The organism is Sphingomonas telluris (assembly GCF_022568775.1).
Taxonomy (GTDB): Bacteria; Pseudomonadota; Alphaproteobacteria; order Sphingomonadales; family Sphingomonadaceae; genus Sphingomicrobium; species Sphingomicrobium telluris.
This window is the reverse complement of sequence record NZ_JAKZHW010000002.1, coordinates 786949-811582: the sequence shown is the minus strand read 5'-3', so window position 1 is coordinate 811582 and position 24634 is coordinate 786949. Positions and strand designations below refer to the sequence as shown.

The 24634-nt window shown below is 65.1% G+C and carries 23 protein-coding genes; 18 read left to right on the top strand and 5 right to left on the bottom strand.

Annotated elements, in window-relative coordinates; genetic code table 11:
* Positions 1-741: an energy transducer TonB gene (locus LZ016_RS15040; RefSeq protein WP_241448285.1), complete on the bottom strand. Its 741-nt coding sequence runs from the start codon at positions 739-741 to the stop codon at positions 1-3.
* Positions 742-862: 121 nt separating this feature from the next.
* Positions 863-997, bottom strand: a complete 135-nt coding sequence (locus LZ016_RS15780; RefSeq protein ID WP_366512936.1) for a KGG domain-containing protein — start codon at positions 995-997, stop codon at positions 863-865.
* Between the two features lie 399 nt (positions 998-1396).
* On the opposite strand from LZ016_RS15780, the gene LZ016_RS15035 reads away from it, so the two are divergent.
* From LZ016_RS15035 to LZ016_RS15000, 8 genes are read left to right on the top strand one after another with little or no spacing between them, the layout of a single operon-like run.
* Positions 1397-3097 (top strand): PQQ-dependent dehydrogenase, methanol/ethanol family, encoded by a 1701-nt coding sequence (locus LZ016_RS15035; RefSeq protein ID WP_241448283.1) that lies wholly within the window; start codon positions 1397-1399, stop codon positions 3095-3097.
* A complete protein-coding gene (locus LZ016_RS15030; protein WP_241448282.1) occupies positions 3075-3629 on the top strand; it encodes a c-type cytochrome in 555 nt (184 codons plus the stop codon). The genes LZ016_RS15035 and LZ016_RS15030 overlap by 23 nt, the downstream gene beginning before the upstream one ends.
* Entirely contained in the window at positions 3626-4639 is a 1014-nt protein-coding gene (gene coxB, locus LZ016_RS15025; protein WP_241448281.1) for a cytochrome c oxidase subunit II, read from the top strand. The genes LZ016_RS15030 and coxB overlap by 4 nt, the downstream gene beginning before the upstream one ends.
* Positions 4636-6600 (top strand): cytochrome c oxidase subunit I, encoded by a 1965-nt coding sequence (gene ctaD, locus LZ016_RS15020; protein ID WP_241448280.1) that lies wholly within the window; start codon positions 4636-4638, stop codon positions 6598-6600. Before coxB ends, ctaD begins: the two co-directional genes overlap by 4 nt.
* Positions 6597-7211: a cytochrome c oxidase subunit 3 gene (locus LZ016_RS15015; RefSeq protein ID WP_241448279.1), complete on the top strand. Its 615-nt coding sequence runs from the start codon at positions 6597-6599 to the stop codon at positions 7209-7211. Before ctaD ends, LZ016_RS15015 begins: the two co-directional genes overlap by 4 nt.
* Positions 7202-7543, top strand: coding sequence for a hypothetical protein (locus tag LZ016_RS15010; RefSeq protein WP_241448278.1), 342 nt, complete (start codon positions 7202-7204; stop codon positions 7541-7543). The genes LZ016_RS15015 and LZ016_RS15010 overlap by 10 nt, the downstream gene beginning before the upstream one ends.
* Positions 7531-8409, top strand: coding sequence for a cytochrome c oxidase assembly protein (locus tag LZ016_RS15005; protein WP_241448277.1), 879 nt, complete (start codon positions 7531-7533; stop codon positions 8407-8409). The genes LZ016_RS15010 and LZ016_RS15005 overlap by 13 nt, the downstream gene beginning before the upstream one ends.
* The gene (locus tag LZ016_RS15000) at positions 8390-8806 is read left to right on the top strand and encodes a c-type cytochrome (protein WP_241448276.1); all 417 of its coding nucleotides are present in this window, start codon (positions 8390-8392) and stop codon (positions 8804-8806) included. The genes LZ016_RS15005 and LZ016_RS15000 overlap by 20 nt, the downstream gene beginning before the upstream one ends.
* On the opposite strand, the gene LZ016_RS14995 is transcribed toward LZ016_RS15000, so the two are convergent.
* The gene (locus tag LZ016_RS14995; protein WP_241448275.1) at positions 8807-10819 is read right to left on the bottom strand and encodes a TonB-dependent receptor plug domain-containing protein; all 2013 of its coding nucleotides are present in this window, start codon (positions 10817-10819) and stop codon (positions 8807-8809) included. It lies immediately after the preceding gene.
* 105 nt (positions 10820-10924) lie between these two features.
* The gene (locus LZ016_RS14990; RefSeq protein ID WP_241448273.1) at positions 10925-11524 is read right to left on the bottom strand and encodes a hypothetical protein; all 600 of its coding nucleotides are present in this window, start codon (positions 11522-11524) and stop codon (positions 10925-10927) included.
* A 468-nt stretch (positions 11525-11992) separates the two neighbouring features.
* Between LZ016_RS14990 and LZ016_RS14985 the strand changes: the two genes are divergently transcribed.
* The 10 genes from LZ016_RS14985 (at position 11993) to LZ016_RS14940 (ending at position 22022) form a co-directional block, all read left to right on the top strand.
* Complete coding sequence (locus LZ016_RS14985; protein ID WP_241448272.1) at positions 11993-13024, top strand: DUF1996 domain-containing protein; 1032 nt, start codon at positions 11993-11995, stop codon at positions 13022-13024.
* A 1-nt stretch (position 13025) separates the two neighbouring features.
* Positions 13026-13637, top strand: a complete 612-nt coding sequence (locus LZ016_RS14980) for a lytic transglycosylase domain-containing protein (RefSeq protein WP_241448271.1) — start codon at positions 13026-13028, stop codon at positions 13635-13637.
* Positions 13634-13936: a TrbC/VirB2 family type IV secretion system protein gene (locus LZ016_RS14975; RefSeq protein WP_241448269.1), complete on the top strand. Its 303-nt coding sequence runs from the start codon at positions 13634-13636 to the stop codon at positions 13934-13936. Before LZ016_RS14980 ends, LZ016_RS14975 begins: the two co-directional genes overlap by 4 nt.
* Positions 13937-13940: 4 nt before the next feature.
* Positions 13941-14213 carry a VirB3 family type IV secretion system protein gene (locus tag LZ016_RS14970; protein WP_366512935.1) on the top strand — a complete coding sequence of 91 codons (273 nt, stop codon included), beginning with the start codon at positions 13941-13943 and terminating at the stop codon, positions 14211-14213.
* Between the two features lie 10 nt (positions 14214-14223).
* Positions 14224-16623 (top strand): VirB4 family type IV secretion/conjugal transfer ATPase, encoded by a 2400-nt coding sequence (locus tag LZ016_RS14965; protein ID WP_241448268.1) that lies wholly within the window; start codon positions 14224-14226, stop codon positions 16621-16623.
* On the top strand, positions 16620-17801 hold the full coding sequence (locus LZ016_RS14960; protein ID WP_241448267.1) for a TrbL/VirB6 family protein: 1182 nt from the start codon (positions 16620-16622) through the stop codon (positions 17799-17801). Before LZ016_RS14965 ends, LZ016_RS14960 begins: the two co-directional genes overlap by 4 nt.
* Positions 17798-18544, top strand: a complete 747-nt coding sequence (locus tag LZ016_RS14955) for a TrbG/VirB9 family P-type conjugative transfer protein (protein ID WP_241448266.1) — start codon at positions 17798-17800, stop codon at positions 18542-18544. Before LZ016_RS14960 ends, LZ016_RS14955 begins: the two co-directional genes overlap by 4 nt.
* The gene (locus LZ016_RS14950) at positions 18545-19648 is read left to right on the top strand and encodes a TrbI/VirB10 family protein (RefSeq protein ID WP_241448265.1); all 1104 of its coding nucleotides are present in this window, start codon (positions 18545-18547) and stop codon (positions 19646-19648) included.
* Entirely contained in the window at positions 19645-20643 is a 999-nt protein-coding gene (virB11, locus tag LZ016_RS14945) for a P-type DNA transfer ATPase VirB11 (RefSeq protein WP_241448264.1), read from the top strand. Before LZ016_RS14950 ends, virB11 begins: the two co-directional genes overlap by 4 nt.
* A gap of 128 nt (positions 20644-20771) precedes the next feature.
* Positions 20772-22022 carry an MFS transporter gene (locus LZ016_RS14940; protein WP_241448263.1) on the top strand — a complete coding sequence of 417 codons (1251 nt, stop codon included), beginning with the start codon at positions 20772-20774 and terminating at the stop codon, positions 22020-22022.
* On the opposite strand, the gene LZ016_RS14935 is transcribed toward LZ016_RS14940, so the two are convergent.
* Positions 22019-24625 (bottom strand): glycoside hydrolase family 3 C-terminal domain-containing protein, encoded by a 2607-nt coding sequence (locus tag LZ016_RS14935; RefSeq protein ID WP_241448262.1) that lies wholly within the window; start codon positions 24623-24625, stop codon positions 22019-22021. The two genes, LZ016_RS14940 and LZ016_RS14935, sit on opposite strands and share 4 nt — an antisense overlap.
* Positions 24626-24634: the final 9 nt, after the last annotated feature.

Here is a 24634-nt window from a genome sequence, read left to right as displayed (position 1 = left end):
CTAATTCGCCTGTCTGTATGCCATCTGAGAAGCCACGGCCTCGCCGCGCTGATTGTAGGCGGGCCTATACATGAAACGCGCGGAGACCAACCGGCATGTCATGTCGTCGACCGCCGGATCGCCACTCGACTGGTAGATCCTGCAGCCGGTCACTCGGCCGTTCGGCATGACCGTGAACATGACGAAGGGCGCTGCACCTTCCGACAGCCGACGGCGCAGTTCCGGTGGGTAGTCGCGGCTGCGGAGGCTCGGCGACAGCAAAAATGCACGCGTCGCGATTCCGCTTCCGCCGCCGCCCGTCCCGCTCCCGGCTCCGCCTGAGCCGGTGCCGTTTCCGACGCCCCCCGCGCCGGTCCCGGGTCCCGGAAGATTGGACGCGCCTTGCGTGGGCGCGGCGCCCTGGTTTGGAGTTTCGGTCGTCGCCACCGGCTGCGGAATCGGCAAAGGTATGGGCGGCTTGGGCGCGACCACCGGCGTGGCCTGGCTCTTCAGGTTCGCAGGCGAGGCCGCGCCTTCCTTTTCCTTCGGCTTCTGCGTTTCCTGGGCCGGCTTCGGCACCTCCGGTTCCGGTGGAGGCGGCGGCACTTCGGTGATGTCGAACACGCGGAGAACCTGCTGTGGATCGGTCAGGTCGATCTTCCCCGAAATATGGAGGAAGGCGAACAGGAGCGCCGCATGGATCGCGACGACGGCGGCGATTGCTCCGCTCTTGTCGCGGCTATTGAGGTCGGATCGATACATGGGCGGGCCGTCAACGCAGCTTCTTGCTGCACAGTTGCCCGCCTGTCACGGCTGTTTGAATACGAGAAAGCGCCGGACGGAGGGAGTCCGCCCGGCGCATCTGGTCACACTGACAGAGCGTTCAGCGAGAGCTGCTGCTACGCCTTCCGCCGCCGTGGCTGGCCTTTCCGCCCTTGCTGGCAATTTCCCGCTGTTTCGCGGGATCCATCGCTGCAAAACCACGCTTCGATCCGCCGCTACTCTTGGATCCGGCCATTACTTTCCTCCTGGCTTGCTACGGTTGTGTAGCGACCTGCCAACCCACTGTTCCTACTGCGGTTCAAATAGCTGACTTGGGTTAGATAGATTACTGCTGATGCAGGTTAGGAACGGCGGAGAAGTGCGGTTTTTCGTGCGTTGGGCCTGCGTTAATCCGTCGCGGAACCAATACGGGTTTCCTGTTTTTCGCACTGGCCGGCAGGGCGTCGAAGGACCCGCTTCCCACACTGCCCGGTTGTTGTTCAGGGGAGAGTAAATGCGGCCAATGCGCGCGTGGGTACACTATTGTGTTGCCGTCGCTGCCCTGACCGCAGTCGCGGCTTGCGAGAAGAAGTCCGAACAATCGCGGCAGGCTCAACCAACGTCCTCGGTGCCTGCGAAGCAGGCCTCCCCGGCAATGCCGAACGACGACGGCAATTGGATCATGCCGGGCAAGGATTATGCGTCTTCGCGCTTCTCCGGCCTGACGGAAATCACGCCCGCGAACGTCAAGGGACTCGGCCTCGCATTCACCTTCGCGACGGGCACAACCAAGGGGTTCGAAGCGCCGCCCCTGGTCGTCGACGGCACGATGTACGTCATCACCCCGTTCCCGAACTACCTTTACGCCCTCGACCTGACCCAGGATGGCGCGCCTGCGAAGTGGGTGTTCAAGCCGAAGCCGGCGGCCGCCGCGCAGGGCGTCGCCTGCTGCGACGTCGTCAATCGGGGCGCCGTCTATTCGGACGGCAAGATCTTCTTCAACACGCTCGACGGAAACACGATCGCGGTTGACGCCAAGAGCGGTAAGCAGGTCTGGCGCACCACGCTTGCCAACATCCAGAAGGGTGAGACGATCACCATGGCGCCGCTGGTTGCTGACGGGAAAGTCCTAGTCGGCAATTCGGGCGGCGAGATGGGCGTGCGCGGCTGGATCGCGGCGCTCGATGCGGGCAGGGGCAAGCTCGCATGGAAGGCGTACAATACCGGTCCCGACAAGGACGTCCTGATCGGCCCCGACTTCAAGCCTTACTACGCCGGCGAGAAGGGCAAGGACTTGGGCGTGAAGACATGGCCGCCCGACGCCTGGAAGATCGGCGGAGCGACGGTCTGGGGCTGGATCAGCTACGATCCCGAGCTCAAGCTCATCTATTACGGAACGTCGAACCCCGGCCCTTGGAACCCCGAACAGCGGCCCGGCGACAACAAATGGGCGACCGGCGTCTTCGCTCGCGATATTTCGAGCGGAAAGGCCCGCTGGTTCTACCAGAGCACGTCGCACGACCTCTACGATCACGATGACATCAACGAGAGCATCCTCGTCGATTATCCCGTCGGCAAGGAGCGCATCCCGGCGCTGCTTCGGCCCGGGCGAAACGGCTTCTTCTACGTGATGGATCGCCGCAACGGGCGCGTGATCGCCGCTACGCCCTACGGCTTCATCAATGCGGCAAAGGGCGTCGACCTGAAAAGCGGCCGCCTGATCCCCGTCCCCGAGAAGGAGCCCAAGTCCGGTCGCGTCGTCCGCAATATCTGTCCGGCCGCCCCGGGCATGAAGGACTGGAACCCCGCAGCCTTCAACCCGCTCACAGGGCTTGTCTACATTCCGCACCTCAACCTTTGCATGGACGAGGGCGTGATGGAGGCGAACTATATCGCCGGCACGCCCTACGTAGGCGCGGAGGTGAAGATGTACGCGGGCCCGGGTGGCAACCGGGGCGTGTTCACCGCCTGGGACCCTGTCCAGCGCAAGCCCCGATGGGAGATCAAGGAAGACCTGCCGCTGTTCAGCCCGGCGCTCACGACTGCCGGGGGGCTCGTCTTCTACGGAACGATGGACGGCTGGTTCAAAGCCGTCGACGCCCGCGATGGCAAGCTGCTTTGGCGGTTCAAGGCGGGCAGCGGAATCATTGGCCAGCCGATCAGCTACCGCGGGCCCGACGGACGCCAATATGTCGCGGTCGTTGCAGGGGTCGGCGGCTGGGCCGGCGCCATCGTCTCCGGCAACCTCGACCCGCGCGATCCCACCGCCGCACTCGGTATGGTCAATGCGGTCAAGGACCTGCCGAACAAGACCACAGCGGGAGGAATGCTCTATGTATTCAGGCTCCCGGGTTAGCCTCCTCCTCGGCGCAGCGCTGATCCTAGCGGTCGGCGCGTGCGACCGCGAGGAACGTCAGTCGCGCTCGAAGCCGCTCGCGGAGAACGTGCCGGCAGGCCAGAGCCCCGACACCGTCTATCCGGGCGGAGCGCCAGTGCCTCCGCTCGACCCGCGCGCCGCCGCCTACGAACGCAACGCCAACGCCCTCTCGCAAGGGCAGCAGCTGTACATGCAGATGAACTGCGTCGGCTGTCACTTCCACGGCGGCGGCGGAATGGGCCCGGCGCTGATGGACGACGAGTGGCGCTACGGCGGCCGCATCGACCAGATCGCCGCGAGCATCGCCGAGGGGCGGCCCAACGGGATGCCCGCCTGGCGCGATAAGCTCACGTCCGACCAGATCTGGCAGATCGCCGCGTACGTGCGCTCCATGTCAGGACAGGCGCCCAAGGACGCGGTCTCCAGCCGCGCCGACGAAGTCAGCAACACCGAGCCCATGACTCAGACCAAGCGTGAGACGGTGCGCTCGGCGGACGCGGCGCAGCGATGATCTCGGTCCGGCGAGCCTGTGCGGCGCTTGCGCTCGCGACCTCGCTTGCCGGATGCAATCGCTACCAGAACGTCTTCGGTTCAGACGGGTCGGGGAGCACCAACTTCACCTGGCTCTTCACCGTCTTCATGGCGGTCACGACCGTCGCCTACGTGCTCGTGCTGCTGTTCCTGGGCGCCGCCCTGGTCCGTCGCCGCGGCACGCATGCGGTCGAGTCCGGGACGCACCACCAGTCCACACCTGCGCTGCGCACCGCGCTGATCGCATGGACGGCGTTTGTCGTGGTGGGCCTGACTGTCCTCGGCGTCGCAAGCTTTGTGACCGACCGGTTAGACGCCCAGCCGCCTCGCGAAGAGCAAGTCTCGATCAAGGTCACCGGCAAGCAATGGTGGTGGGACGTCGAGTATCAGGGACCTACGCCCGACATGAACATCCGCACCGCCAACGAGCTTCATCTGCCCGTCGGTGTTCCCGTACGCATCCGGCTGGAATCGCAGGACGTGATCCACAGCTTCTGGGTGCCGAACCTCGCCGGCAAGCAGGATCTCATTCCGGGGCGGGTCAACGACATCATGTTCGTCCCGCAGCGGACGGGCCTCTTTCGTGGACAGTGCGCCGAGTTCTGCGGGACGCAGCACGCGAACATGGCGCTGACGGTCCAGGTCGAAAGCAAGGACGATTTCCGTCGCTGGTGGGCAAGGCAGCTCCAGCCGGCGCAAGCACCCCGCACGCCGGAAGCGCTCGCGGGCTATCAGTTCGTCATCTCTCGCCAATGCAGCTCCTGCCACGCGATCTCCGGAACGGACGCAGGCGGACGCGTCGGACCGGATCTCACGCATCTGGCCAGCCGCCGCACGATCGCAGCCGGGACGCTGCCGATGAGCGAAGGCAATCTCTACGGCTGGGTCGCCGATCCCCAGTCGCAGAAGCCCGGCACCAAGATGCCGACCATCCCGATGAACTCGCAGCAGCTTCATTCCGTGGTCGCCTACCTGAAGGGGCTTCAGTGAACGCGCCGTACGACAAGAAGGCCGACGACCGGCGCCTCGCCGAAGAGCGGAAGAAGCTCGTCCGCGACGCACCGGACATGACGGGCGCCGAGCTCGCGACGCGGCTCGAAAAGACGTGGCGAACGCCGCTGGGTCTCTTCGGCTGGCTGTCGAGCGTCGATCACAAGGAGATCGGACGCCGCTACATCGTCACCGCGCTGATCTTCCTCGCGCTCGGCGGCGTGCTGTCCATCATCATGCGGCTGCAGCTCGCGCGGCCCGACAACGATCTGGTGAGCGCGTCCCGCTACAACGAGCTGTTCACGATGCACGGGAGCACGATGATGTTCCTGTTCGCCGTCCCGGTGATGGAAGGCATTGCGGTCTATGTCGTGCCGCTGATGCTCGGAACTCGATCGACGGGTTTCCCGCGCCTCAACGCCTTCAGCTACTGGATGTACCTGGGCGGCGGGCTGATGCTGTGGATCGCCTTCGTCTTCAACGTCGCTCCTGACATCGGCTGGTTCGCCTACGTTCCGCTTTCGGGCCCCGAATACTCACCCGGCAAGCGCGCCGACATCTGGGCGCAGATGATCACCTTCACGGAGGTCTCCGCCCTCGCGGCGGCGGTCGTGCTGGTCTGCACGATCCTGAAGATGCGCGCGCCGGGAATGACGCTGGCGCGGATGCCGATCTACGTCTGGGCGATGATGGTCGTTGCAGCGATGATCATCTTCTCGATGCCCGCTGTCGCGCTGTCGTCGGGCCTGCTCATTTCCGACCGCCTCGTCGGCACGCAATTCTACAATCCGGTCGAACGCGGCGATGCCCTCCTGTGGCAGCACCTGTTCTGGTTCTTCGGCCATCCGGAAGTGTACATCATCTTCCTGCCGGCGGCCGGCTTCGTCAGCCAGATCGTCGAGACCTTCTGCCGCCGCCCGGTCTTCGCGAAGCCGGTGGTCGTCCTTGCGCTCGTCTCGACAGGGCTGCTCGCCTTCGGACTGTGGGTGCACCACATGTTCGCGACTGGCCTCCCGCGCGTGGGCTACAGTTTCTATACCGCGGCGAGCATGGCCGTCGCCATTCCGACGGGGCTGCAGATCTTCTGCTGGATCGCGACGATGTGGGACGGCCGGCCGCGCTTCGACGTGCCGCTGCTCTACGTCATCGGCTTCATCATTACTTTCGTGATTGGCGGTCTCAGCGGCGTCATCATCGCCTCGGTGCCGCTCGATCTGCAGCTGCACGACACCTACTTCATCGTCGCTCACTTCCATTACGTGCTGATTGGCGGCGCGGTGTTCCCGCTGCTGGGCGCAATTACCTACTGGTTCCCGAAAATCACCGGCCGGATGATGTCGGAAGGGCTCGGCAAGGTCGGCTTCTGGATGATCTTCCTCGGCTTCCAGGTCGCCTTTTTCCCTATGCACATCGCCGGCATCAACGGCATGCCGCGGAGGGTCTACACCTACCCCGCGGGCATAGGCCTCGAGATCCCCAATCTGCTCGCCACGATCGGATCGCTGGTGGTGGCGACCGCCGTCCTGCTGTTCGTCATCAACATGGCCATGTCGCTCGCGCGCGGAGCAAAGGCCGGCCCCAATCCGTGGGACGCCCCCACGCTCGAATGGGCGACGGCCTCACCGCCGCCGTCGTACAATTTCGATCACATCCCGGCCGTCGAAGGCGAAACTCCCCTGTGGGACGTTCGCGACCGGCTCCCAGTGGTCACGGGCCTCCGGGTCGATGAGAGGGAGACGCTGCTGACGACGGTGGTCGCCGCGGCGCCGGAGTCTCGCGAGCCCATCCCGGAGGCGAGCATCTGGCCCTTTATCTCGGCGGTCGCGGTCGCGGTCTTCTTCGTCAGCTCGATCTTCAGCCCGTGGGCATTCGTGTTCGGCGGAATCCCCTGCGCCATCGCGCTCATCGCCTGGTTCTGGCCGAAGAGCTTGCGGCGTGAGCCGGAGCCGGTGATCTCATGAGCTTGCAGCCTCACTTCACCGAAGACGTATCGGAGCTGCCGAACGACATCGTCGGATCGGGGAGCCTAACCTGGTGGGGCACTATCGGCTTCATGGTGATCGAGGGCAGCTTCTTCGCCCTGACCTTCGCGGTCTACTTCTTCCTGATCAACCAGGAGCAGCAGTGGCCGCCCGAACCGTGGAGGGCGCCCGACTGGCTCGCCGGCACCCTGTTCACGATCATCATCCTGCTCAGTGAGATTCCGAACACGTGGATCAAGAAGGCCGCCACGGCCGACGAGGTGGAAAAGGTGCGGCGACTCCTGCCCCTGATGGCCTTGATCGGGCTTGTGCTGCTGGTCATCCGAGCGTTCGAATTCAACAGCCTCAACATCCACTGGTACGAGAACGCCTACGGCTCGGTCATCTGGGCGCTGCTGCTCCTGCACACGACGCACATCCTGACGGACTGGGCCGATACCATCGTCGTCGCTGCCCTGGTCCGCACCCCTCTCGGCTACGAACGGCGGCGGATGATCGATGTGTGCGAGAATTCCATGTACTGGCGCTTCGTCTGGCTCACGTGGCTGCCCGTCTACCTCATGCTCTACTGGGTGCCGCGATGGGTGTGAGCAGCCGCGGCGAGCGCTTCCGTGAAGCCTTTGCGCCCTGGGCCGGCCTGGTCGGCGGCGTCCTCGGAGGTGCCTTCGCCCACCAGGTCGGGTCCCAAGGTGTGTTTGACGAGTGCAACTCGAGCCCCGCGCTGGTAATCGTCGTGTGTCTGGTCGGCCTCGCCATCATCGCGATCGGCGCGCTGCAATCCTGGCCGGTCTTCCGCACCGATACCGAGGGCCCAGCCCGCCGCCTGATCGCCACGGTGTCGCTGGCGACGGATGCGCTCGTCGCCTTCGCCATCATCCTCCCCGTCATCGCCTCTCTGGTGATCCCGCAATGCTACGCCTGAGCGCATTCGCCCTCGCGTTGCTGATGGCTTCGCCCGCAGTGGCGCATGGCGGGGAACATCATTCGGCAGTGCTCGGCTGGACGCTCGATCCGTGGGTGCTCGGGCCGCTTGACTTGCTCCTGCTGGTCTTCGTCATCGGCGCTGCGCGTTTGAGGAAGCGAGCGCAGCAACGCGGCACGTCGAACCTGCTTTTCCTTTCGGGTTGGTTCGTCCTGACGTCGGCGCTGGTTTCGCCGCTGCACGAGGGCGGTGAGCGAAGCTTCACGCTGCATATGATCGAGCATGAGCTGATCATGCTTGTCGCGACGTTGCTGCTGGCCGCATCGCGCGCGGGAGGGACGCTTGCGTGGGGCCTGCCGCAACCGATCGCGCGGAGCTTTGCCGCCGAAACCATCGGCCCGCTCAAGCAGTTATACCGTCGCCTGACGGAGCCGGTCACTGCTACCATCCTGCAGGCGATCGCGATGTGGGCGTGGCACGCCCCTCCTCTGTTCGACCGCACGCTCGAAAGCCCAGGCTGGCACATCGCCCAGCACCTCAGCTTTATCATCACGTCGCTGCTGTTCTGGTCGGCGATGCTGAACGTGAAGCGGGGACGCTACGGGCTTTCCGCCGCCTGCCTGTTCATCACCTCGCTCGTCGGCGGTGCGCTCGGTGCGCTGATGGCCTTCTCGAACAGCCCCTGGTACGCCGGCTACGCCGCGATGGGGATGACGGGCATCGGGTTGGACCCCGTGACCGATCAGCAGCTCGCCGGGCTGCTGATGTGGATCCCCGGCGGCCTGGTCCATGCGGCCGCAGCACTGATCCTGCTCTATCGCTGGTTCAAAGCTTCGGAGGATAGCCATGCCCCGGCTGTCCATTAAACGCAGCCTCATTGTCTTTGGGCTGCTGCTGCTTGCCGTCATCGCTGCGGGTATCGCCTACGACTGGATCGACGATCGCCGCGACATCAGCGTGCACGCCGCGGCGATCACGGGCGGCAATCCGGATCGCGGACATGCGCTTTTCATCGAATATGGCTGTGGCAGCTGTCACGGCCTGAAACACGTCCGCAAGGCCACCGGCACCGTCGGTCCGCCGCTCGACGGGATTGCCATTCGCGCCATTGTCGCGGGCAAGCTCAATAATAGTCCGGAGAACCTCGAGCGCTGGATCCGTGACCCGCAGGCCGTGACGCCGGGAACGGCCATGCCCGACCTCAACGTCGGTGCGCGCGACGCGCGAGACATTACGGCGTTCCTCTACACGCGCGCGGAGTGATTACCGGCCCGAGTTGAAGCGCAGGCCAACCCACAGCGTTCGCGGCGTGGCGCGCTCGATCGAACCGTCGCCGCCGATGCCCGCCTCGATGAGTTCGTTGAAAAGATTTTCCCCGCGAGCGACCAGTTGAAGTTGTCGCGTGATGGGCCATGCGGCGAACGCGTCGAGCGTGGTCGCAGGCTTCAGCTTGTCCTCGTTGAGGTCGTCCTCGAACTGCGAGCCAACGTGCCGAACAACGAACGACAAGGCGCGGCCCCGGTTCTCCCACGCGAAACCGGCCGTCAGCGCCACCTTTGGCGTTTGCGCGGGCCGCAATCCGTCGAGCTCCGCGGCGGGGCCGCTGCCTTCAACCTCGGCGTCGGTGAAGCTGGCTCCCAGGTTTGCGGAAAGCGACCCGTGCCGGATCTCCGCCGACGCCTCGATCCCCCGCACGCGAACGGCGTCGAGATTCTGCCGCTGGCGGTACGTCCCGCCTGGTCCGACGAAGCCCACGCCGGGGAACGTGCCCGGACCCTCGCCAAGCGTCACGTTGGCGATGGCATCGGAGAGGCGATTGGCGAAGGCCGTGGCGGAGAGCGTCACGCCCGACCGGTCGAAGCGCACCCCCGCTTCCGCGCCACGCAGGCGCTCAGGATCGAGCAACGCGTTTGCCGCCGTCGCGTCCGAGCCCGCCCGGAAGGGGCGAAACAACTCGTTAAGGGTGGGCAGCCGCCAGCCGAGATAGGCCGCTGACCGCAGGCTGAACCCGCCACCAACGTCGAGCACCCCGCCGCCTCGCGCAGTGGGTCGCCACCCGGAGCGGTTCGGATATTGGTCGTCTCTCAAGGGCGCGCCGGTAGCGATGACCCATTCGACGAGCTTGCCGTCGGAGATGGTCCAGCGATCGATCCGCGCGCCGCCGCTCAAGGTCAACCGCCCGAGGTCGGCAGTCGCTTCGCCGAACAATCCGGCGGTGACGCTGTCCCCGCCCGCGCGCCGCCGTCGCGTCGGTTCGCCGGCGACGTAACTGTACAGCTCGCGGGACTCCCCCTCCGAGCTGCGGACGTCGCCACCCAGCCGCAATTCGATCCCGCCACCCAGCGGCGGCCTGACTTCGAAGCTCCCGCCGATGGCGTGCGACGGAACTGAGTCCTGAAGCGACACGCGCGTGGCCGTGGCCCTACCGGCGCTGACGCTCGCGAAGCTGCTTTCCAGCTCCCGCCACTGATAATAGCCGGTTGCCGACCACTGCCATCGACCGTGCCCCACGAGCCGAATTGAGCCGTCCGCTCCGTCGGTGTGGTTCTCCGTGAAGTCGACACCACGGTCGCGCCGGTCGATGAAACCGAGGCCGCTCAGCTGAAGGTCGACGTCGGACGTCACGGGCACTGCCCAGTAGGCGCGAAGGCTCGCCTCCTTGTACGGCGCCGGCCGGTCGGCAGGGCCTCGTGTGCCCTCGGTAACAAGCGTGTAGCCGTCGCCCCGAGCTGCGCGTCCGGACAGGCCGAGGGTCCCGCCGCCCACCGGGACACCCGCAAAGACCCGGCCTTCCAGCGATTGCCGGCTGCCGGCCCAGGCGTCAGCTGCAACGATATCCTGAAGGCGGCTGCGCATCTCGATCGTTCCGGCCAGGGCGCCGGGACCGTTGGCCACGCTTCCCCCGCCGCGAATGACGCGAACCTCCGCCAGGCTTGCCGGATCGTACGCGGGCCAATTGACCCAGCCACCGAATGGGTCGGTCTGGGGAACTCCATCGAGGATCAGCAGGGCACGGCTCGATGCATTGCCTCCGAGCGCACGAAGCGTAACGCCCTGGCTCGTCGGATGGCCACTGCGCGCGTCGGAGCGACGGAAGAGCTGCAGACCCGGCACGTCCTTCAAGATCTGGTCCAGCTGCGTGCTTGGGGAGTTGGTCAGCCGACGCTGGTCGATCCTATCCACCGCGTAAGCGCGATCCGCCGCGGGGTCAGGCAGGGCGCGCGCCGTGACGATGATCGGAACCTGAGGCGGTTCCGGCGGCGGTGCGGCCTGCATTGCTCGCCTTAGTAGATGTCGTTGAGTGTCGCGACGATCGTCAGGATGCTGCTCAACACCACGCCGAGCAGCGCCCATTTCGACCACCAGGGCCACAGCTCTTTTTCAGCCTTGCGCACCATCGTTCGTCCCTGCGGAATAATCCGCCGTGCGCTCTAGTGTTCCGGCCATATTAGACGCGTGTTGCCCGCGATATCTCATGGCGGAGAGCCCGATCACCGCGATCCCGGCCAGTTCGAGCCACCAGCCGCTGCGGATTCCGGCAACACGTTGGGTCACCCAGCCGTCCATGTGGTGGAACGAGGCCGCCCTGATCAGGATGAAGGAGATCAGGAGAACGATACCGACGGTCGCCGCTTTCACAGATGCTGCCGACCGCCGAAGCCAACCGCTGAGTGTTGCGACGCCCAGGATGGAGCCTGTTGCCAAGGCAAGGATGAAGACCGCCTGGATCAGCCGCCTTGCGTCGTAGACGCCCTCGCGCTGAGCGATCGAACGCCCGGCTTCGGTGAGCAGGCTCTGCAGGTCGAGCTGCTTGTTGAGGCCCAAAAGGACGAGGAAAAGCCCGGTGCCGAGCCAAAACATCCGATCCCGCTTCTGGACCGCCAATCGGCCTGCCAAAAAGCAGACGATTGCCCCGACGAAATAAGCCGCGACGATAATCCAGGCGAGCGGCGTGGGGTCGTGGATTAGCATTTGCGCCAATGAATTTGTCATCTTCGACAATCGAATCAATCTTCAGCTTTGGCGCAATCTGTCAGGGGAATGCGTAAACCTTACGGTGCCGCACCGACTGTAAGCCTATGATTAACGTTACGTTTACGTTATCCCAACATCGTTCCACCGTTCGCCTGTAAAATCTACCGACACATCGTATGACAAGCACCCTACGCTTGTTGTGACTCCCCCGTTTGCGTCAACACCTGTGTCAGTTAGTCCGTTAATAATTAGACCCGGAGGGGGGTCATTCGTAACTTGAAATCGAACACGAAGGCGTTCGCGCCCACCGTGCTGCTTATTATGTTGGCAGCATGCAAAGTTTCTGCGGCTCATGAAAACAACGGTAAAGGCAAGCCAGACTCCGATGTAGCGACCGCAACTCCGTCGCCAACTCCCACGCCAACACCGACGCCAACGCCTACACCGACGCCCACTCCGACCCCGGGTACGACCGTGACAACGGGTTCGATCTTGGGTGCGGCGGCCATTGCGTCGAACTTCACTGTTAGCTCGGCGCTGCAGCCAACTTGGGGAACGGGTGAAATTCCGGTTTCCAACGCGCCAGACAATGTCGGCGCGTTCCGCTTCATCTGCGGTGCCGGCCAGCTCGCGTATGACGATCCCATCGTCTACCCGGGCCAGGCGGGCAAGTCGCACCTGCACCAGTTCTACGGAAACACCACCGCCAACGCGAATTCAACGTTCACGAGCCTTCGGGGCGCGGGCGATTCCACCTGCAACAACAATAACGGTGCGGCCGCGAACCGCTCCGCGTACTGGATGCCTGCGATGCTCGACGGCAAGGGCAACGTGGTCCAGCCGGACTACGTCCAGGTCTACTACAAGGCGGTCCCTGCGGGCTCCGCCGACTGCCAGAAATATGCTGCTGGCAAGTGCGTCGCGATCCCGAACGGGCTGCGGTTCATCTTCGGCTACGACATGATCAACATGAAGGCCGGCACCTACCCAGGGCACTTCCAGTGTGAAGGCGCGGGGTCGACGACGAAGGTGACTTACAGCATCACCGAGCAGAAGGGTCTTTGCGCCGTCGGCTCGAAGCTCGTCGCGATGATCGACACGCCGAAGTGCTGGGACGGTAAGAATCTCGATACGCCGGATCACCGCAGTCACCTGTCGGACATGGTCAATCAACAGTGCCCTGCGACGCATCCGTACCTGATCCCGCAGTTCACGCTCGGTGTGCACTACAACGTCGCCGCCGGGGACGACTTGAGCCTTTGGTCCCTGTCTTCGGACGCCATGCATCCGGATATGCCCAAGGGCTCGACCTTCCACGCGGACTATTTCGAAGCGTGGGACGAGGGCGTGAAAAAGATGTGGCAGGACAATTGCATCAACAGGCTGCTGAACTGCTCAGGCGGCGACTTGGGCAATGGCAAGCAACTCAAGGGCGCGAGCCAGCCGGCCTATGGCTGGACGAACCCGAAGCACCTCGTGGCCATATCATCGATACCAAAGGCATAACATGAAGCTGGCGGCCCTTCTCGCGCTGGCGGGTGGGTTGGCTTGGGCTGGTGTGGCGCAAGCCGACGTGCTCGAGATCGGCGCCAACGGATCGGTCAAGGTGCTGGGCGACCAGCCTGGTGCGGCCTGGTCCTCTCCCGACGAACCGGTCGAAGCGGCGGATGGCGAAGTGCCTTCCGCCGCCATGACCGTTGTCGACGAGCCGCTCAGCGACGGTGCCTACGCCAAGGCGCTCGACCAGGTCTCGAAGGCTTACGACATCAGTCCGAGGCTGCTCGAAGCCCTGGTCTGGCAGGAAAGCCGTTGGAATCAGGGAGCAGTCTCGCGGACGGGCGCCATCGGTTTGGCGCAATTGATGCCCGGAACGGCGCGGGAGCTTGGCGTCAATCCACATGACCCGTTACAGAATCTCACGGGGGGTGCGAGATACCTTCGCCAGCAACTGAACCGCTTCAACGGGGACGTTGAGAAGGCTCTCGCTGCCTATAACGCCGGTCCGGGGCGGGTTATGACGGCTGGGGGGATTCCGTCGATTCCTGAAACGCAGGCCTACGTGCGCAACATCGTTGCGCGCCTTGCATCAACCGTTGGCAATCAAGGAAAAGGCCAATGAAAAAGTTCACCGTAGCAGCGGCGATCGCTGCTGCTTCCGCGCATGGCACCGCCTTCGCGCAATCCAATCCGCAGGGCTCCGGCCCGATCGTTTCCGCCCTCGGGTGGCTGCAGGGCACCTTGCTCGGCACGGTCGCCACTTCGGTCGCGGTCATGGCCGTTGCCATGGTCGGCTTCATGATGCTGACGGGGCGCCTCAATTGGCGCTTCGGAGCGACGGTGATCATCGGCTGCTTCATCCTGTTCGGATCGGCAGCAATCGTGGCGGGCATTCAGTCAACCGCGACGGTCTCAGGCTAGCGAAGTGCGCGCGCCGCTCTTTCGCGCCTTGACCCGCCCCCAGATGTTCGCGGGGGTCACGTTCAACTTCTTCGTGATCAACGCTGCGCTCACGACGGAGATTTTCCTGCTTACGCGGTCGTTCCTGGCGCTTCCGGCGGCGCTGATCATTCACGCCGTCGGTTATTTCCTGTGCCTTCGCGAACCGCGCATTTTCGACTTGTGGCTGACCAAGGTCAGCCGCTGCCCCCGAGTTTCCAACTGGAAGCGCTGGGGCTGCAACAGCTATTCGCCTTGAGGAGACGCCGATGAAGTGGACCGGCGCCGCACAGTGGATGAAGAAGGAAGTCAAGGCGGGCGACCGCCTTCCCTTCGATCGCCACATCGATCCATCGACCATCCGCCTTCGCGACGGCGCAGTGATGCGCACGCTGCACATCGGCGGCATGGAGTTCGAGACCCAGGAGTCCGATCAGCTCGATCACGCGCAGACCGTGCGCGAGGTCCTTCTACGCAGCGTGCTCGATGCGCGCTTCGTGCTCTACCATCACGTCGTTCGCCGCCGCGTGACCGTCGCTTCGGGCGGCGAGTTCGAATCCCCGTTCTGCACTGCGATCGGCCGCAAGTGGGACGAGCGCCTCGCCGAGCGCCAGCTGTTCGTCAACGAGCAGTTCCTGACGATCGTCCGCCGTCCGGCGCGCGGCAAGACGGGCTTGCCGGAGCGTCTGCAGCGCAAGTTCGGCCGCAAGACCGACGACGAGCCCGGCGCGATCCGTGAGCTCGACGCTGCCACTGCCTCACTCCTTGCCGGACTGGAGCCGTACGGGGCTCGCCTGCTGTCCTGCTATCGCGAGGAAAGCGGCACTTATTCGGAGCCGCTGGAATTCCTGTCGAGCATCTACAACGGCGAGATGCGCCCGGTCGTTCTGCCAGCCGCAGAAACCGACCTGGGCCATCATCTGCCCTATCGCCGCGTCAGCTTCGGCCTTGACGCGATCGAGCTTGCGGGCGCGGGCAACCGCAGCTTCGGGGCGATGCTGTCGATCAAGGAATATCCGGGCGAAACGCGTCCGGGCCTGATCGACGACATCCTTCGCCTGCCTTGCGAGCTCGTCCTGACCGAGACGTTCGCGCCGGCCGACCGTCAGATCGCGCGTGAGCGGATCGACCTCGCCCTTCGCCGCCAGAAGGCGAGCGAGGAAGACAGCGGCACGGAGCGTCGCGAAATGCTGACGGCGCGTGACGCGCTCGGCGCCGGCCAGACGGGCTTCGGCGATCACCACTTCAGCCTGCTGGTGCGCGGACCCGATCTGCCATCGCTCGACAAGGCGATGGCGACGGCGGCCGCCGCGGTCGCCGATATCGGCGCCATCGCCGTTCGCGAGGACGTCAACCTGGAGCCGCTCTTCTGGGGTCAGTTCCCGGGCAATGAGTCGTACCTCGTCCGCCGCGCCCTGATCTCATCGACGAACGCCGCTGGCTTCATTTCCCTCCACGGTTTTCCGGTCGGCAAGCCGACGGGCAATCACTGGGGTGACGCCGTCACCGTTCTCGAGACGACCAGCTCGACGCCCTACTTCTTCAACTTCCACGAGGGCGACCTCGGCCACTTCTCGATCATCGGACCGTCGGGCTCGGGCAAGACCGTCGTGCTCAACTTCCTCGCCGCGCAGGCGCAGAAGTTCGGACCGCGCACGATCTTCTTCGACAAGGATCGCGGTGCGGAGCTCTTCCTTCGTGCGGCCGGCGGACATTATTCTGTGCTTCGTCCGGGCGAGGCCACCGGCTTTAACCCGCTTAGCATGCCGAACACGCCGGAGAACAAGGCGTTTATCCGCGACTGGCTCGGAATCCTGCTGACCGCAGAGGGCCCCGAAGAACTTGCCGCGATCGCTTCGGCGGTCGACGCCTGCTTCGACCATGATCCGTCATTCCGCCGCCTGCGCTACTTCCAAGAGCTGCTCGGCGGGCGCCGCCGCCCGGAAGCGGGCGACCTCGCGGCGCGGCTCGAACCGTGGATCCACGAGGGCGAGCACGCATGGATGTTCGACAATGAGGACGACAAGCTCGACCTCAGCTCGCGGATCCTGGGCTTCGACATGACGGCGCTGCTCGACAGCCCGCGCCTGCGCACGCCGGCGATGATGTACCTGTTCCACCGCATCGACGAGCGGCTGGATGGCGAGCCGACGCAGGTCCTCATCGACGAAGGCTGGAAGGCTCTCGACGATCCGGTGTTCGCCGCGCGCATCCGCGACTGGCTGAAGACGCTTCGTAAGCGCAACGCAATCGTAGGGTTCGCGACGCAGTCGGCTCGCGACGCGCTGGACAGCCAGATCTCGGCCGCGCTGGTCGAGCAGACCGCGACGATGATCTTCATGCCGAACGCGAAGGCGAAGGCTGAAGATTATTGCGCTGGCTTCGGTCTGTCCGCGCACGAACTGGAGCTGATCCGCTCTTTGCCCGCGCACAGCCGTTGCTTCCTGATCCGTCATGCCAATCACAGCGTGGTGGTCCGCCTCGACCTGTCCGGCATGCCGGAGCTGCTGATGATCCTGTCCGGCCGCGAGGCGAGCGTTCGCCGCCTCGACGCGATCCGTCAGAGCGTCGGCGACAATCCGGTGCATTGGTATCCGCTGCTCACCCGCGCCGGCTGGCCGGGCGGCGATTCAGACGGCGACGTCATGTACCTCGAGGCCGCTGAGTGAGCACTTGCCCCACCTTCGGTGACGGCGGTCCCTCAGGCATCGCCGAGGCGCTGCGCGTCGTCGACTGCATGAGCGGCGAGGCGGCATCGTTCGCCTTCGCCCGCCTGTTCGGAACCGATGCGGTGCTGGGCCAGGCGCTGACCGCGGCCCTCACTCTGTACATTGCTTGGTATGCGATCGGCCTGCTGACCGGCCGCGCCTCACTGTCGCTTTCCAGCCTGACGCCGCGCATGATGACTCTGGGCGTGGCGCTAACTTTCGCGACATCGTGGATCGCCTACCAATCCGTGATCTGGAACCTGCTGGTCGGAGCGCCCGACCAGATTGCGAGCCTGCTGATCGGCGCGCAAGGAAGCGCGACCGAGCTGTTCGCCGACAAGCTCGACATGATTTTCGGCGTCGTCGCGCAAGCTGCCGCTGCAACGGAAGCGGCAACGGCCGGTCTCAAGGATTCCGGTTCGCTCGCTTCTGGCCCTGACCTGCTGTGGCTGTCCGCTTTGCTCCTCCTGCTTGGCACCGTCGGCGTGCTCCTCGTGGCTCGCATTGCGCTTGCGGCCATGCTGGCGCTCGGCCCCGTGTTCATCATCTTCGGCCTGTTTGAAGGCACGCGCGGGCTGTTCGAGGGCTGGTTAAAGGCAGCGGTCCTTTTCGCGCTGACGCCCCTTCTCGCAGTTCTCATCGGCGGCGGGACGATCGCCTTGCTGTCGCCCATGCTGGATTCGCTTCAGGCGGCCGGCAGCCAAGTGCCGCTTCGCCTGACGACGACCCTGTTCCTGGCGTCCGCGGTCTACTGCGTGCTGATGATCATCACGCTGAAGATCGCCGGCACGATGGTCGCCGGATGGCGCCTGCCCTTCGGCAATCGGCGCGAGCGTTCGACGTCGATGGTCACAGCGGGTGGCGCATCCGAGATGCAGACCGCGCCGCTTGCGCTGCAGGGGCCGGCTCCGACGAGCACCAGCCGCGATCCGCGCGTCAGCTCGATCGTCACGGCCGCGGCAGGCAATTCGGCGATGATCGCCGAGCGCAGCCCCGCTCCGACCTATCCGCTTTACGGCCCGACGCCTTCGAACGTCGAAGCCCTACCGGCAGCCGCGGCATCGCGTTCCGACCCCCGCCTTGGCAGCCTCAGCCGCCATTATCGTCCACGTCTTCAGCCCCAGAGGACAAGTTCATGAGAATCCCCGCAGCCGTTCTTGCAGCGGTACTTTTCGCCACCTCCGCTCACGCCGCCGACCCGCGGCTAAGAACCGTCAATTTCGAGCCGGACAAGGTCGTCCAGGTCCAGGGCCGCCTCGGCTATCAGTCGATGATCGAGTTCGGTCCCGGCGAGCAGATCGAGAATGTCGCCGTCGGCGATTCCAGTGCCTGGCAGGTCACGCCCAACAAGCGCGCCAACCTGCTGTTCCTGAAGCCGCTCGAGGCGCATGCGAAGACGAACATGACCGTGGTCACCGACCAGCGGCTCTACCTGTTCGACCTCAGCGTTGCTCCGGGCAGCAGCACGGCGCTCTACAACCTGCGCTTCACCTACGATCAGCCGCGCCAGCCGCAGAAAGTCCCGTACCCGAAGCTTCTGAACGATGGTCCGGCGACGGCAACGGCCGCAGCAACGCCCACCGCGCCCGCGACCCAGGCCAACTATGCCTGGAAGGGCAAGGGCAAGAAGGACCTTCTTCCGGCGCGCAGCTACGACGACGGTTACCGCCTGTACCTCCAGTGGACCGCAGGAAAGCCGATGCCGGCGCTGTTCACGCGCGACGAGAAAGGCGAGGAGCTTCCCGCCAACGCCACACAGGTCGGCAGCTTCATCGTTCTCGACCACGTCCCCCACGAACTCGTCATGCGGCTGGGCAAGCGCACGGCCGTGCTCGTGAACAAGAAGAAGCCCGTGCAGGCCATGCGGGTTGCGGAGCGCTAAATGAAGAATTCGCTCATGCTGCTTGAGAAGGAGCAGCAACAGTTCCAGTCCGACCCGCGGCTCGAGATCGAACCGCAGGCTCTCGCGCTTGCACAGCGCAACGCCTTCCCGGTCGTTGCGCAGCGCGCCGCGCGCAAGGACGGCATGGGCATGGTGGCCGGCGTTGCCGGTGCGATCATGCTCGGCGGCATTACCTTCTGGTCGATGTCCGGCGGCAGCGAAGTCCGTCACCCGGCGCCGAAGCCCGCCACTGAAGTGGCGCTTCCGTCAGCGAAGCCGGCACCGGTGGCGCTTCCTCCCGAAGCGATGACGCAGATCCCGGGCGCACTTCCCGCGACTGGTGCCGCCACGTCACCGCTGCCCCCCAGCGAACCGGCAGCAGCGGTCCCGATCCTGCCGAACGCTGGAGCAGCCCCGCAGAATTCGCCGACGCTCGTCGTCGACAATGGCGCTTCGGCATCCAATCCTTCGGCCATCGGAGCAAACCTTTCGGGCGACGAGGCGTTCGCAGCGCGCGTCGGGTCAGCAGGTCCCGAGGTCGCCGCCGCGACGCGGATGAAGGCTCCGGGCTTCACGGTCTCGCAGGGAACGCTGATCCCGGCCGTCCTCGAAACGGGGATCAACAGCGACCTGCCCGGCTACGTCCGCGCCGTCGTCAGCAGCGACGTGAAGAGCTTCGACGGCGCCCGCGTGCTGGTCCCGCGCTCGTCGCGACTGATCGGCCAGTACAAGAGCGGCGTCTCCGCCGGCCAGACCCGCGCGTACATCCTGTGGACGCGCCTGATCCGTCCGGACGGAGTGTCCGTCGCTCTCGCCTCTCCCGCGGTGGACGAGGCGGGCCAGACCGGTCTGACCGGCAAGGTCGACAGCCACTTCATGAAGCGCTTCGGTTCGGCACTGCTGCTGTCCGTCGTCGGCGCGGCCTCGACCGTTGGAAGCGGGGGAACGGCGCTCGTCATGTCGGGCGGCCAGAGCGCAGCCTCGATTGCCGCACAGCAGAACGGCACCATTCCGCCGACCATCAAGGTCCGCCAGGGTCAGCCGATCCGCGTGTTCACGGCGAAAGACCTCGACTTCTCGGTCGTCTCGGGGGCGCGTCGATGAATGCACCGGCGGAGGTAGCCCGCCTCGGCGTCTATCTTTCCGCCTACCTCGCGCCATTCCAGCAGTGGCTGGCGGACGAGAACGTCACCGAGATCCTGGTCAACGCACCCGGCGAGGTATGGACCGAGAGCGCGGGTACGTTCGGGATGACGAGGCACGACGCCCCGGAGATCGACGACGTGCTGCTCGGCCGTCTCGCTGCCCAGGTCGCGCGGTTCAGCCACCAGGGCATCAATCGCGAGCGCCCATTGCTGTCGGCCACGCTGCCAACCGGCGAGCGTATCCAGATCGTCAGCCCGCCCGCGACACGTCGACATTACGCGCTGTCGATCCGGCGGCACCGGCTGCTGGATGTTCCTTTGACCGCCTATCAGCGTGAGGGCTCCAGCAGCACGACCAAGTCGTGGCACGAGCGCGAGCCCGGCATGGACGACATCACCTTCCTGAAGAAGTCGGTGCGCGGCGGGGCGACGATCCTGATCTCCGGCGGCACTTCGAGCGGCAAGACGACGTTCCTCAACGCGCTGCTGCGCGAGATCCCGGAACACGAGCGGCTGATCCTGGTCGAGGACACGCCGGAAATCCGCCTCAGCAACCGCAACGGTGTCGGCCTGATCGCGGTGAAGGGCGAGACGGGCGAGGCGCGCGTCAGCACCGACGATCTGCTTCAGGCGGCCCTTAGGCTTCGTCCCGACCGGATCGTGCTTGGCGAGCTGCGCGGCGGCGAGGCCGTGAGCTTCCTGCGCGCGATCAACACGGGTCATCCGGGCTCGTTCAGCACCATCCACGCCAACTCGCCGCGGGGCGCGCTGGAGCAGCTTTCGCTGATGGTGATGCAGACCGGCCTCGGCCTCTCCCGCCTCGATACGATCGCCTACGTCCGTTCGGTCGTCGACCTGATCGTCCAGCTCGACCGGCAAGGCGGACAGCGCGGAATCGCGGCGATCGAGCGTACCACAGACCTCTTCAAGGCCGAGCTCCCGACGAGCTTGTAAAACGTATCGGCGCACTGGCTTGACCAAGCGCCCAACAACCGCTGTGTTACCGCTACCATGACTGCAATTCGTCGGTGACGACCGCCTCGCCTGCGCAGCCGGCCGCCCCTCCCGGGCGCGGTGCGCGCTTGCGATGGGTCATTTGCGGGCTGCTCTTCGCGGCGGTCGTTCTCAGCTACATCGACCGGCTCGTTCTCAGCGTCCTCAAGCCGACGCTGCAGGAACTCTACGGCTGGTCCGAAAGTGGATACGGCGACGTCGTCTTCTGGTTCCAAGCGGCGTACGGCATCGGCTTCCTCTTCTTCGGCCGCCTCATCGACCGGATCGGTGCGAGAGCCGGTTACTTGCTGGCCATGGGCGTGTGGACGGCGGCGCACATCGCCCACGCCTTCTTCACCTCGACGCGCGGTTTCGCGATCGCCCGCGTTGTCCTCGCGCTCGGAGAGTCCGGCACCTATCCGGCCGCGCTTGCCGCAGCTTCGGAATGGTTTCCGCGGCGGGAGCGCGCATTGGCGATCGGCATCTTCAATGCCGGCGCTAACCTGGGCGCGATCCTCACACCGATGATCGTCCCTGCACTTGCATTGGCGATGGGCTGGCAGTCGGCGTTCGTCGTTACCGGCTTGATCAACCTTGTCTGGATCGCCGCCTGGTTCCTCTTCTACCGCAAGCCGCGCGATCATCCGAACATCACCCAGGCCGAGCTCGCGTACATCGAGTCCGACAAGGTCGAGCCGCAGAAACCCGTCGCTTGGCGGCGCCTGCTCACCACGCGTCAGGCCTGGGCCTACATGAGCGGGCGCTTCCTGATCGACCCCATCTGGTGGACCTTCCTGTTCTGGCTGCCCGACTTCTTCCACAAAAGGCACGGGCTCGACCTCAAGTCGTTTGGCCCTCCCCTGGTGGCGATCTATGTCCTCGCCGACGTGGGTTCGATCCTCGGCGGCTGGTACAGCTCGCGCCTTCTCGGCAAGGGCACCGACCTCGGCCGGTCGCGGAAGCTGGCGATGCTCGCCTGCGCGCTGATCGTCGTACCGGTCGCGTTCGCGGTTTCGGTCCCATCGGTGTGGATGGCCGTGCTTCTGATTGGGCTCGCCTGCGCGGGTCACCAGGGCTTCTCCGCCAACCTCTTCTCAATGCCGGCGGACCTTTTCCCGCGCTGGGCGGTCGGATCCGTCGTCGGCCTTGGCGGGTTCGCGGGTGCGCTCGGCGGCATGCTGATGGCGAAATATGCCGGCTGGGTGCTGGAGACGTTCGGAAGCTACACGCCGATCTTCATCATCGCCGGCTCAGCCTATCTGATCGCCCTGCTGGTCGTGCACCTCATCAACCCGCGCTACGCGCCGGTCACCAAGTTCGCACCAGCGACGCTGGCCTAGGGCTTCAGCGCGGTCTCGCCGGTCATCCGGAAGGAAACCGCTGCACCCGGCGCCGCGGTGCCGGGCTGACCGCCGCCGATCCAGAGCGAGTAGCTACCCGGCTTGATCCGCATCACTCCGTCGGCGTCGGCGAAGGCGAGGTCGCGCGGATCGAGGTTGAACTCGATCGTTCGCGATTCACCGGGAGCGAGACGCACACGTTCGAAGCCCCTCAGAGACCGCAGCGGAACGTCGCGTCGATCTGGCGTCGATATGTAGAGCTGGACGACTTCGTCGCCGTCGAGCTTGCCGTCGTTGCGCACCCGGACAGATACGCGTTGGCCCTTCCCTGCCGCCAATGAACCCGCGTCGACCTTCGCATCGGAATAGCCGAAGCCCGTGTAGCTCAGCCCGTAACCAAAGGGGTACTCGGGCTTGCCCGTGAAGTAGCGATAAGTCCGGCCGCGCATCGAATAGTCGGCAAAGTCGGGAAGTCGCTCGCTACCTTCGTAGATGGTGATCGGGAGCCGGCCCGCGGGGTTGTACTTGCCGCTGAGCACGTCGGCGATGGCGCGGCCGCCCTGCTCACCACCGTACCAGGCGTTGACGATGGCGCGGGCCTTCTTGCCCTCGTCGCCCAGCGAGACGGCCGATCCGGCCTGGAGAACGATGACGACCGGCTTGCCGGTGGCTTCGAGCGCTGCCAGCAGTTCGCGCTGCGCGGCGGGTAGGCGAATGTCCGTGCGATCGCCGCCGGTGAAGCCCGGGACTTTCACGTCCATTTCCTCGCCTTCGAGCCAGGCGCTTAGGCCCACGAACGCCAGGACGACGTCAGCCCCCCCAGCGGTGCGAATCGCCTCGCGTTGCAGCGCTCCGTCGGGTGTTTGCCAGACGAACGTGAGCGCCGGCGCATACCCGTGCCCAGCATGCCGGTGCGCATATTCGACCGTGAACGGCCGGGGGCGAGCATCGTCGAACTTCACCGACACCGCATTGGCGGAGCCGCCCGCATCGCGAGCGCTGCACTTCTCCTCGACGGTCAGCGGGTCGGCGCCTTCGATGCGGATCGTGTAGCGCTCCACCTGGGCATTCGCGTCGCAGCGGCGGCGCTCAAGCTGAAAGCGGTACGTACCGGGCTCGGGAACCTTGATCGTGCCGGTAAATCGTACCGAGAAGTCGTTCGGGTTCACGCTTGCCGTCGGCGAGATCCAGTTCCAGTTCACGTCGAAGTCGCGGTAGCGCTGCGTCGCAACGGGCGTTCCGGCCAGTTCGGTGCCCTTGTAGAAGGTCGCGGTAACGCCCTCGCCGAGTGCGGTGCGCGACACGGGCAGCGGCAGCTCGCTCACGAACGGCGACCCCTGGGCGTAACGCACGCGCTGCGCGCCATAAGTCGCTGTGATCCCATCCACGGGAAGGACTGCGCCTACAGGCGTGCCGTTGTAATTGCCCTCCAGTGCGATCAGTGATGCAGCCGTCGGCCCGACCACAGCCACCTTCTTGCCCGGTGAGAGTGGAAGAATGCCGTCGTTCTTCAGGAGAACGATCGCTTCGCGCGCCGCACGCAACGCCAATTCCCGATGCTCCGGCGAATGGTTCGCCGAATAGGGGAGGTTCGACCAGGGCGTCTTCGTCGACGTCGGAAGGATGCCGAGCTTCGCGCGGGTCCCGAACAGTCTCTTCAGCGATGCGTCTATCTCCTTCTCGTCGATCAGCCCCGCTGCGACCGCCTTCGGCAGGTCGAGGTATTCGTTCTTGAAGCCGCAGTTCATGTCGGTGCCGGCCTTCACCGCGACAGCCGTCGCCTCGACATTGTTCTTGGTGAATTTGTGGCCGGTCGTGATGTCGTCGATTGCGCCGCAATCGGACGTCACGTGGCCCGCGAAACCCCAATCCCTCCGCAGCGTGCCGTTTACGAGTTGATCGTTGGCGCAGGCGGGCTTCCCATCGACCGCGTTGTAGGCGCACATGACGATCTCGGCCTTGCCGTCGATCACCGCCCGCCGGAATGCCGGTAGGTACGTCTCGGAAAGATCCTGACGAGAAGGATTCACATTGAACTGATGGCGGTCGGACTCCGGGCCGCTGTGAACGGCGAGATGCTTCGCCGTTGCTGCCGCGCTGAGGAAGTTCGGATCGTCGCCCTGGATGCCGCGGATGAACTGCGTCGCAAGCGTTCCTGTCAGGAAAGGATCCTCACCCAGTGTTTCCTGCCCGCGGCCCCAGCGCGGATCGCGGAAGATGTTGATGTTCGGCGACCAGAAATTGAGCCCGAAATAGCGCCCGCTGTTCCCCTCCTTCTGCGCCTGATTGTACTTGGCGCGAGCTTCGATCGCGATCGTCTTGCCCTCGGCAAGGATCAGCGACTTGTCCCAGGTCGCGGCCATGCCGATAGCCTGCGGGAAGACGGTCGCCTCGCCGGATCGCGCAACGCCGTGAAGTGCCTCGTTCCAATAGCTGTAGGCAGGAAGGCCCAGGCGAGGGATGGCAGGCGCGCTATCCTGGAGCTGGGCCGCCTTCTCCTCCAACGTCATCTTGGCGATGAGGTCGTCCAAGCTGTCGGCCGACGCTGGCGCTGCAAAGAGCACCGCAGCGGCGCCAAGCAACAAGGCTCGTGTTGAACGCATCTCTCTCCC

Coding starts and splice junctions, on each gene's coding strand:
- LZ016_RS15040 (WP_241448285.1), bottom strand. CDS start 741: ATGTATCGATCCGACCTCAATAGCCGCGACAAGAGCGGAGCAATCGCC.
- LZ016_RS15780 (WP_366512936.1), bottom strand. CDS start 997: ATGGCCGGATCCAAGAGTAGCGGCGGATCGAAGCGTGGTTTTGCAGCG.
- LZ016_RS15035 (WP_241448283.1), top strand. CDS start 1,397: ATGCCGAACGACGACGGCAATTGGATCATGCCGGGCAAGGATTATGCG.
- LZ016_RS15030 (WP_241448282.1), top strand. CDS start 3,075: ATGTATTCAGGCTCCCGGGTTAGCCTCCTCCTCGGCGCAGCGCTGATC.
- coxB (WP_241448281.1), top strand. CDS start 3,626: ATGATCTCGGTCCGGCGAGCCTGTGCGGCGCTTGCGCTCGCGACCTCG.
- LZ016_RS15015 (WP_241448279.1), top strand. CDS start 6,597: ATGAGCTTGCAGCCTCACTTCACCGAAGACGTATCGGAGCTGCCGAAC.
- LZ016_RS15010 (WP_241448278.1), top strand. CDS start 7,202: ATGGGTGTGAGCAGCCGCGGCGAGCGCTTCCGTGAAGCCTTTGCGCCC.
- LZ016_RS15005 (WP_241448277.1), top strand. CDS start 7,531: ATGCTACGCCTGAGCGCATTCGCCCTCGCGTTGCTGATGGCTTCGCCC.
- LZ016_RS15000 (WP_241448276.1), top strand. CDS start 8,390: ATGCCCCGGCTGTCCATTAAACGCAGCCTCATTGTCTTTGGGCTGCTG.
- LZ016_RS14995 (WP_241448275.1), bottom strand. CDS start 10,819: ATGCAGGCCGCACCGCCGCCGGAACCGCCTCAGGTTCCGATCATCGTC.
- LZ016_RS14980 (WP_241448271.1), top strand. CDS start 13,026: ATGAAGCTGGCGGCCCTTCTCGCGCTGGCGGGTGGGTTGGCTTGGGCT.
- LZ016_RS14975 (WP_241448269.1), top strand. CDS start 13,634: ATGAAAAAGTTCACCGTAGCAGCGGCGATCGCTGCTGCTTCCGCGCAT.
- LZ016_RS14965 (WP_241448268.1), top strand. CDS start 14,224: ATGAAGTGGACCGGCGCCGCACAGTGGATGAAGAAGGAAGTCAAGGCG.
- LZ016_RS14955 (WP_241448266.1), top strand. CDS start 17,798: ATGAGAATCCCCGCAGCCGTTCTTGCAGCGGTACTTTTCGCCACCTCC.
- LZ016_RS14950 (WP_241448265.1), top strand. CDS start 18,545: ATGAAGAATTCGCTCATGCTGCTTGAGAAGGAGCAGCAACAGTTCCAG.
- virB11 (WP_241448264.1), top strand. CDS start 19,645: ATGAATGCACCGGCGGAGGTAGCCCGCCTCGGCGTCTATCTTTCCGCC.
- LZ016_RS14935 (WP_241448262.1), bottom strand. CDS start 24,625: ATGCGTTCAACACGAGCCTTGTTGCTTGGCGCCGCTGCGGTGCTCTTT.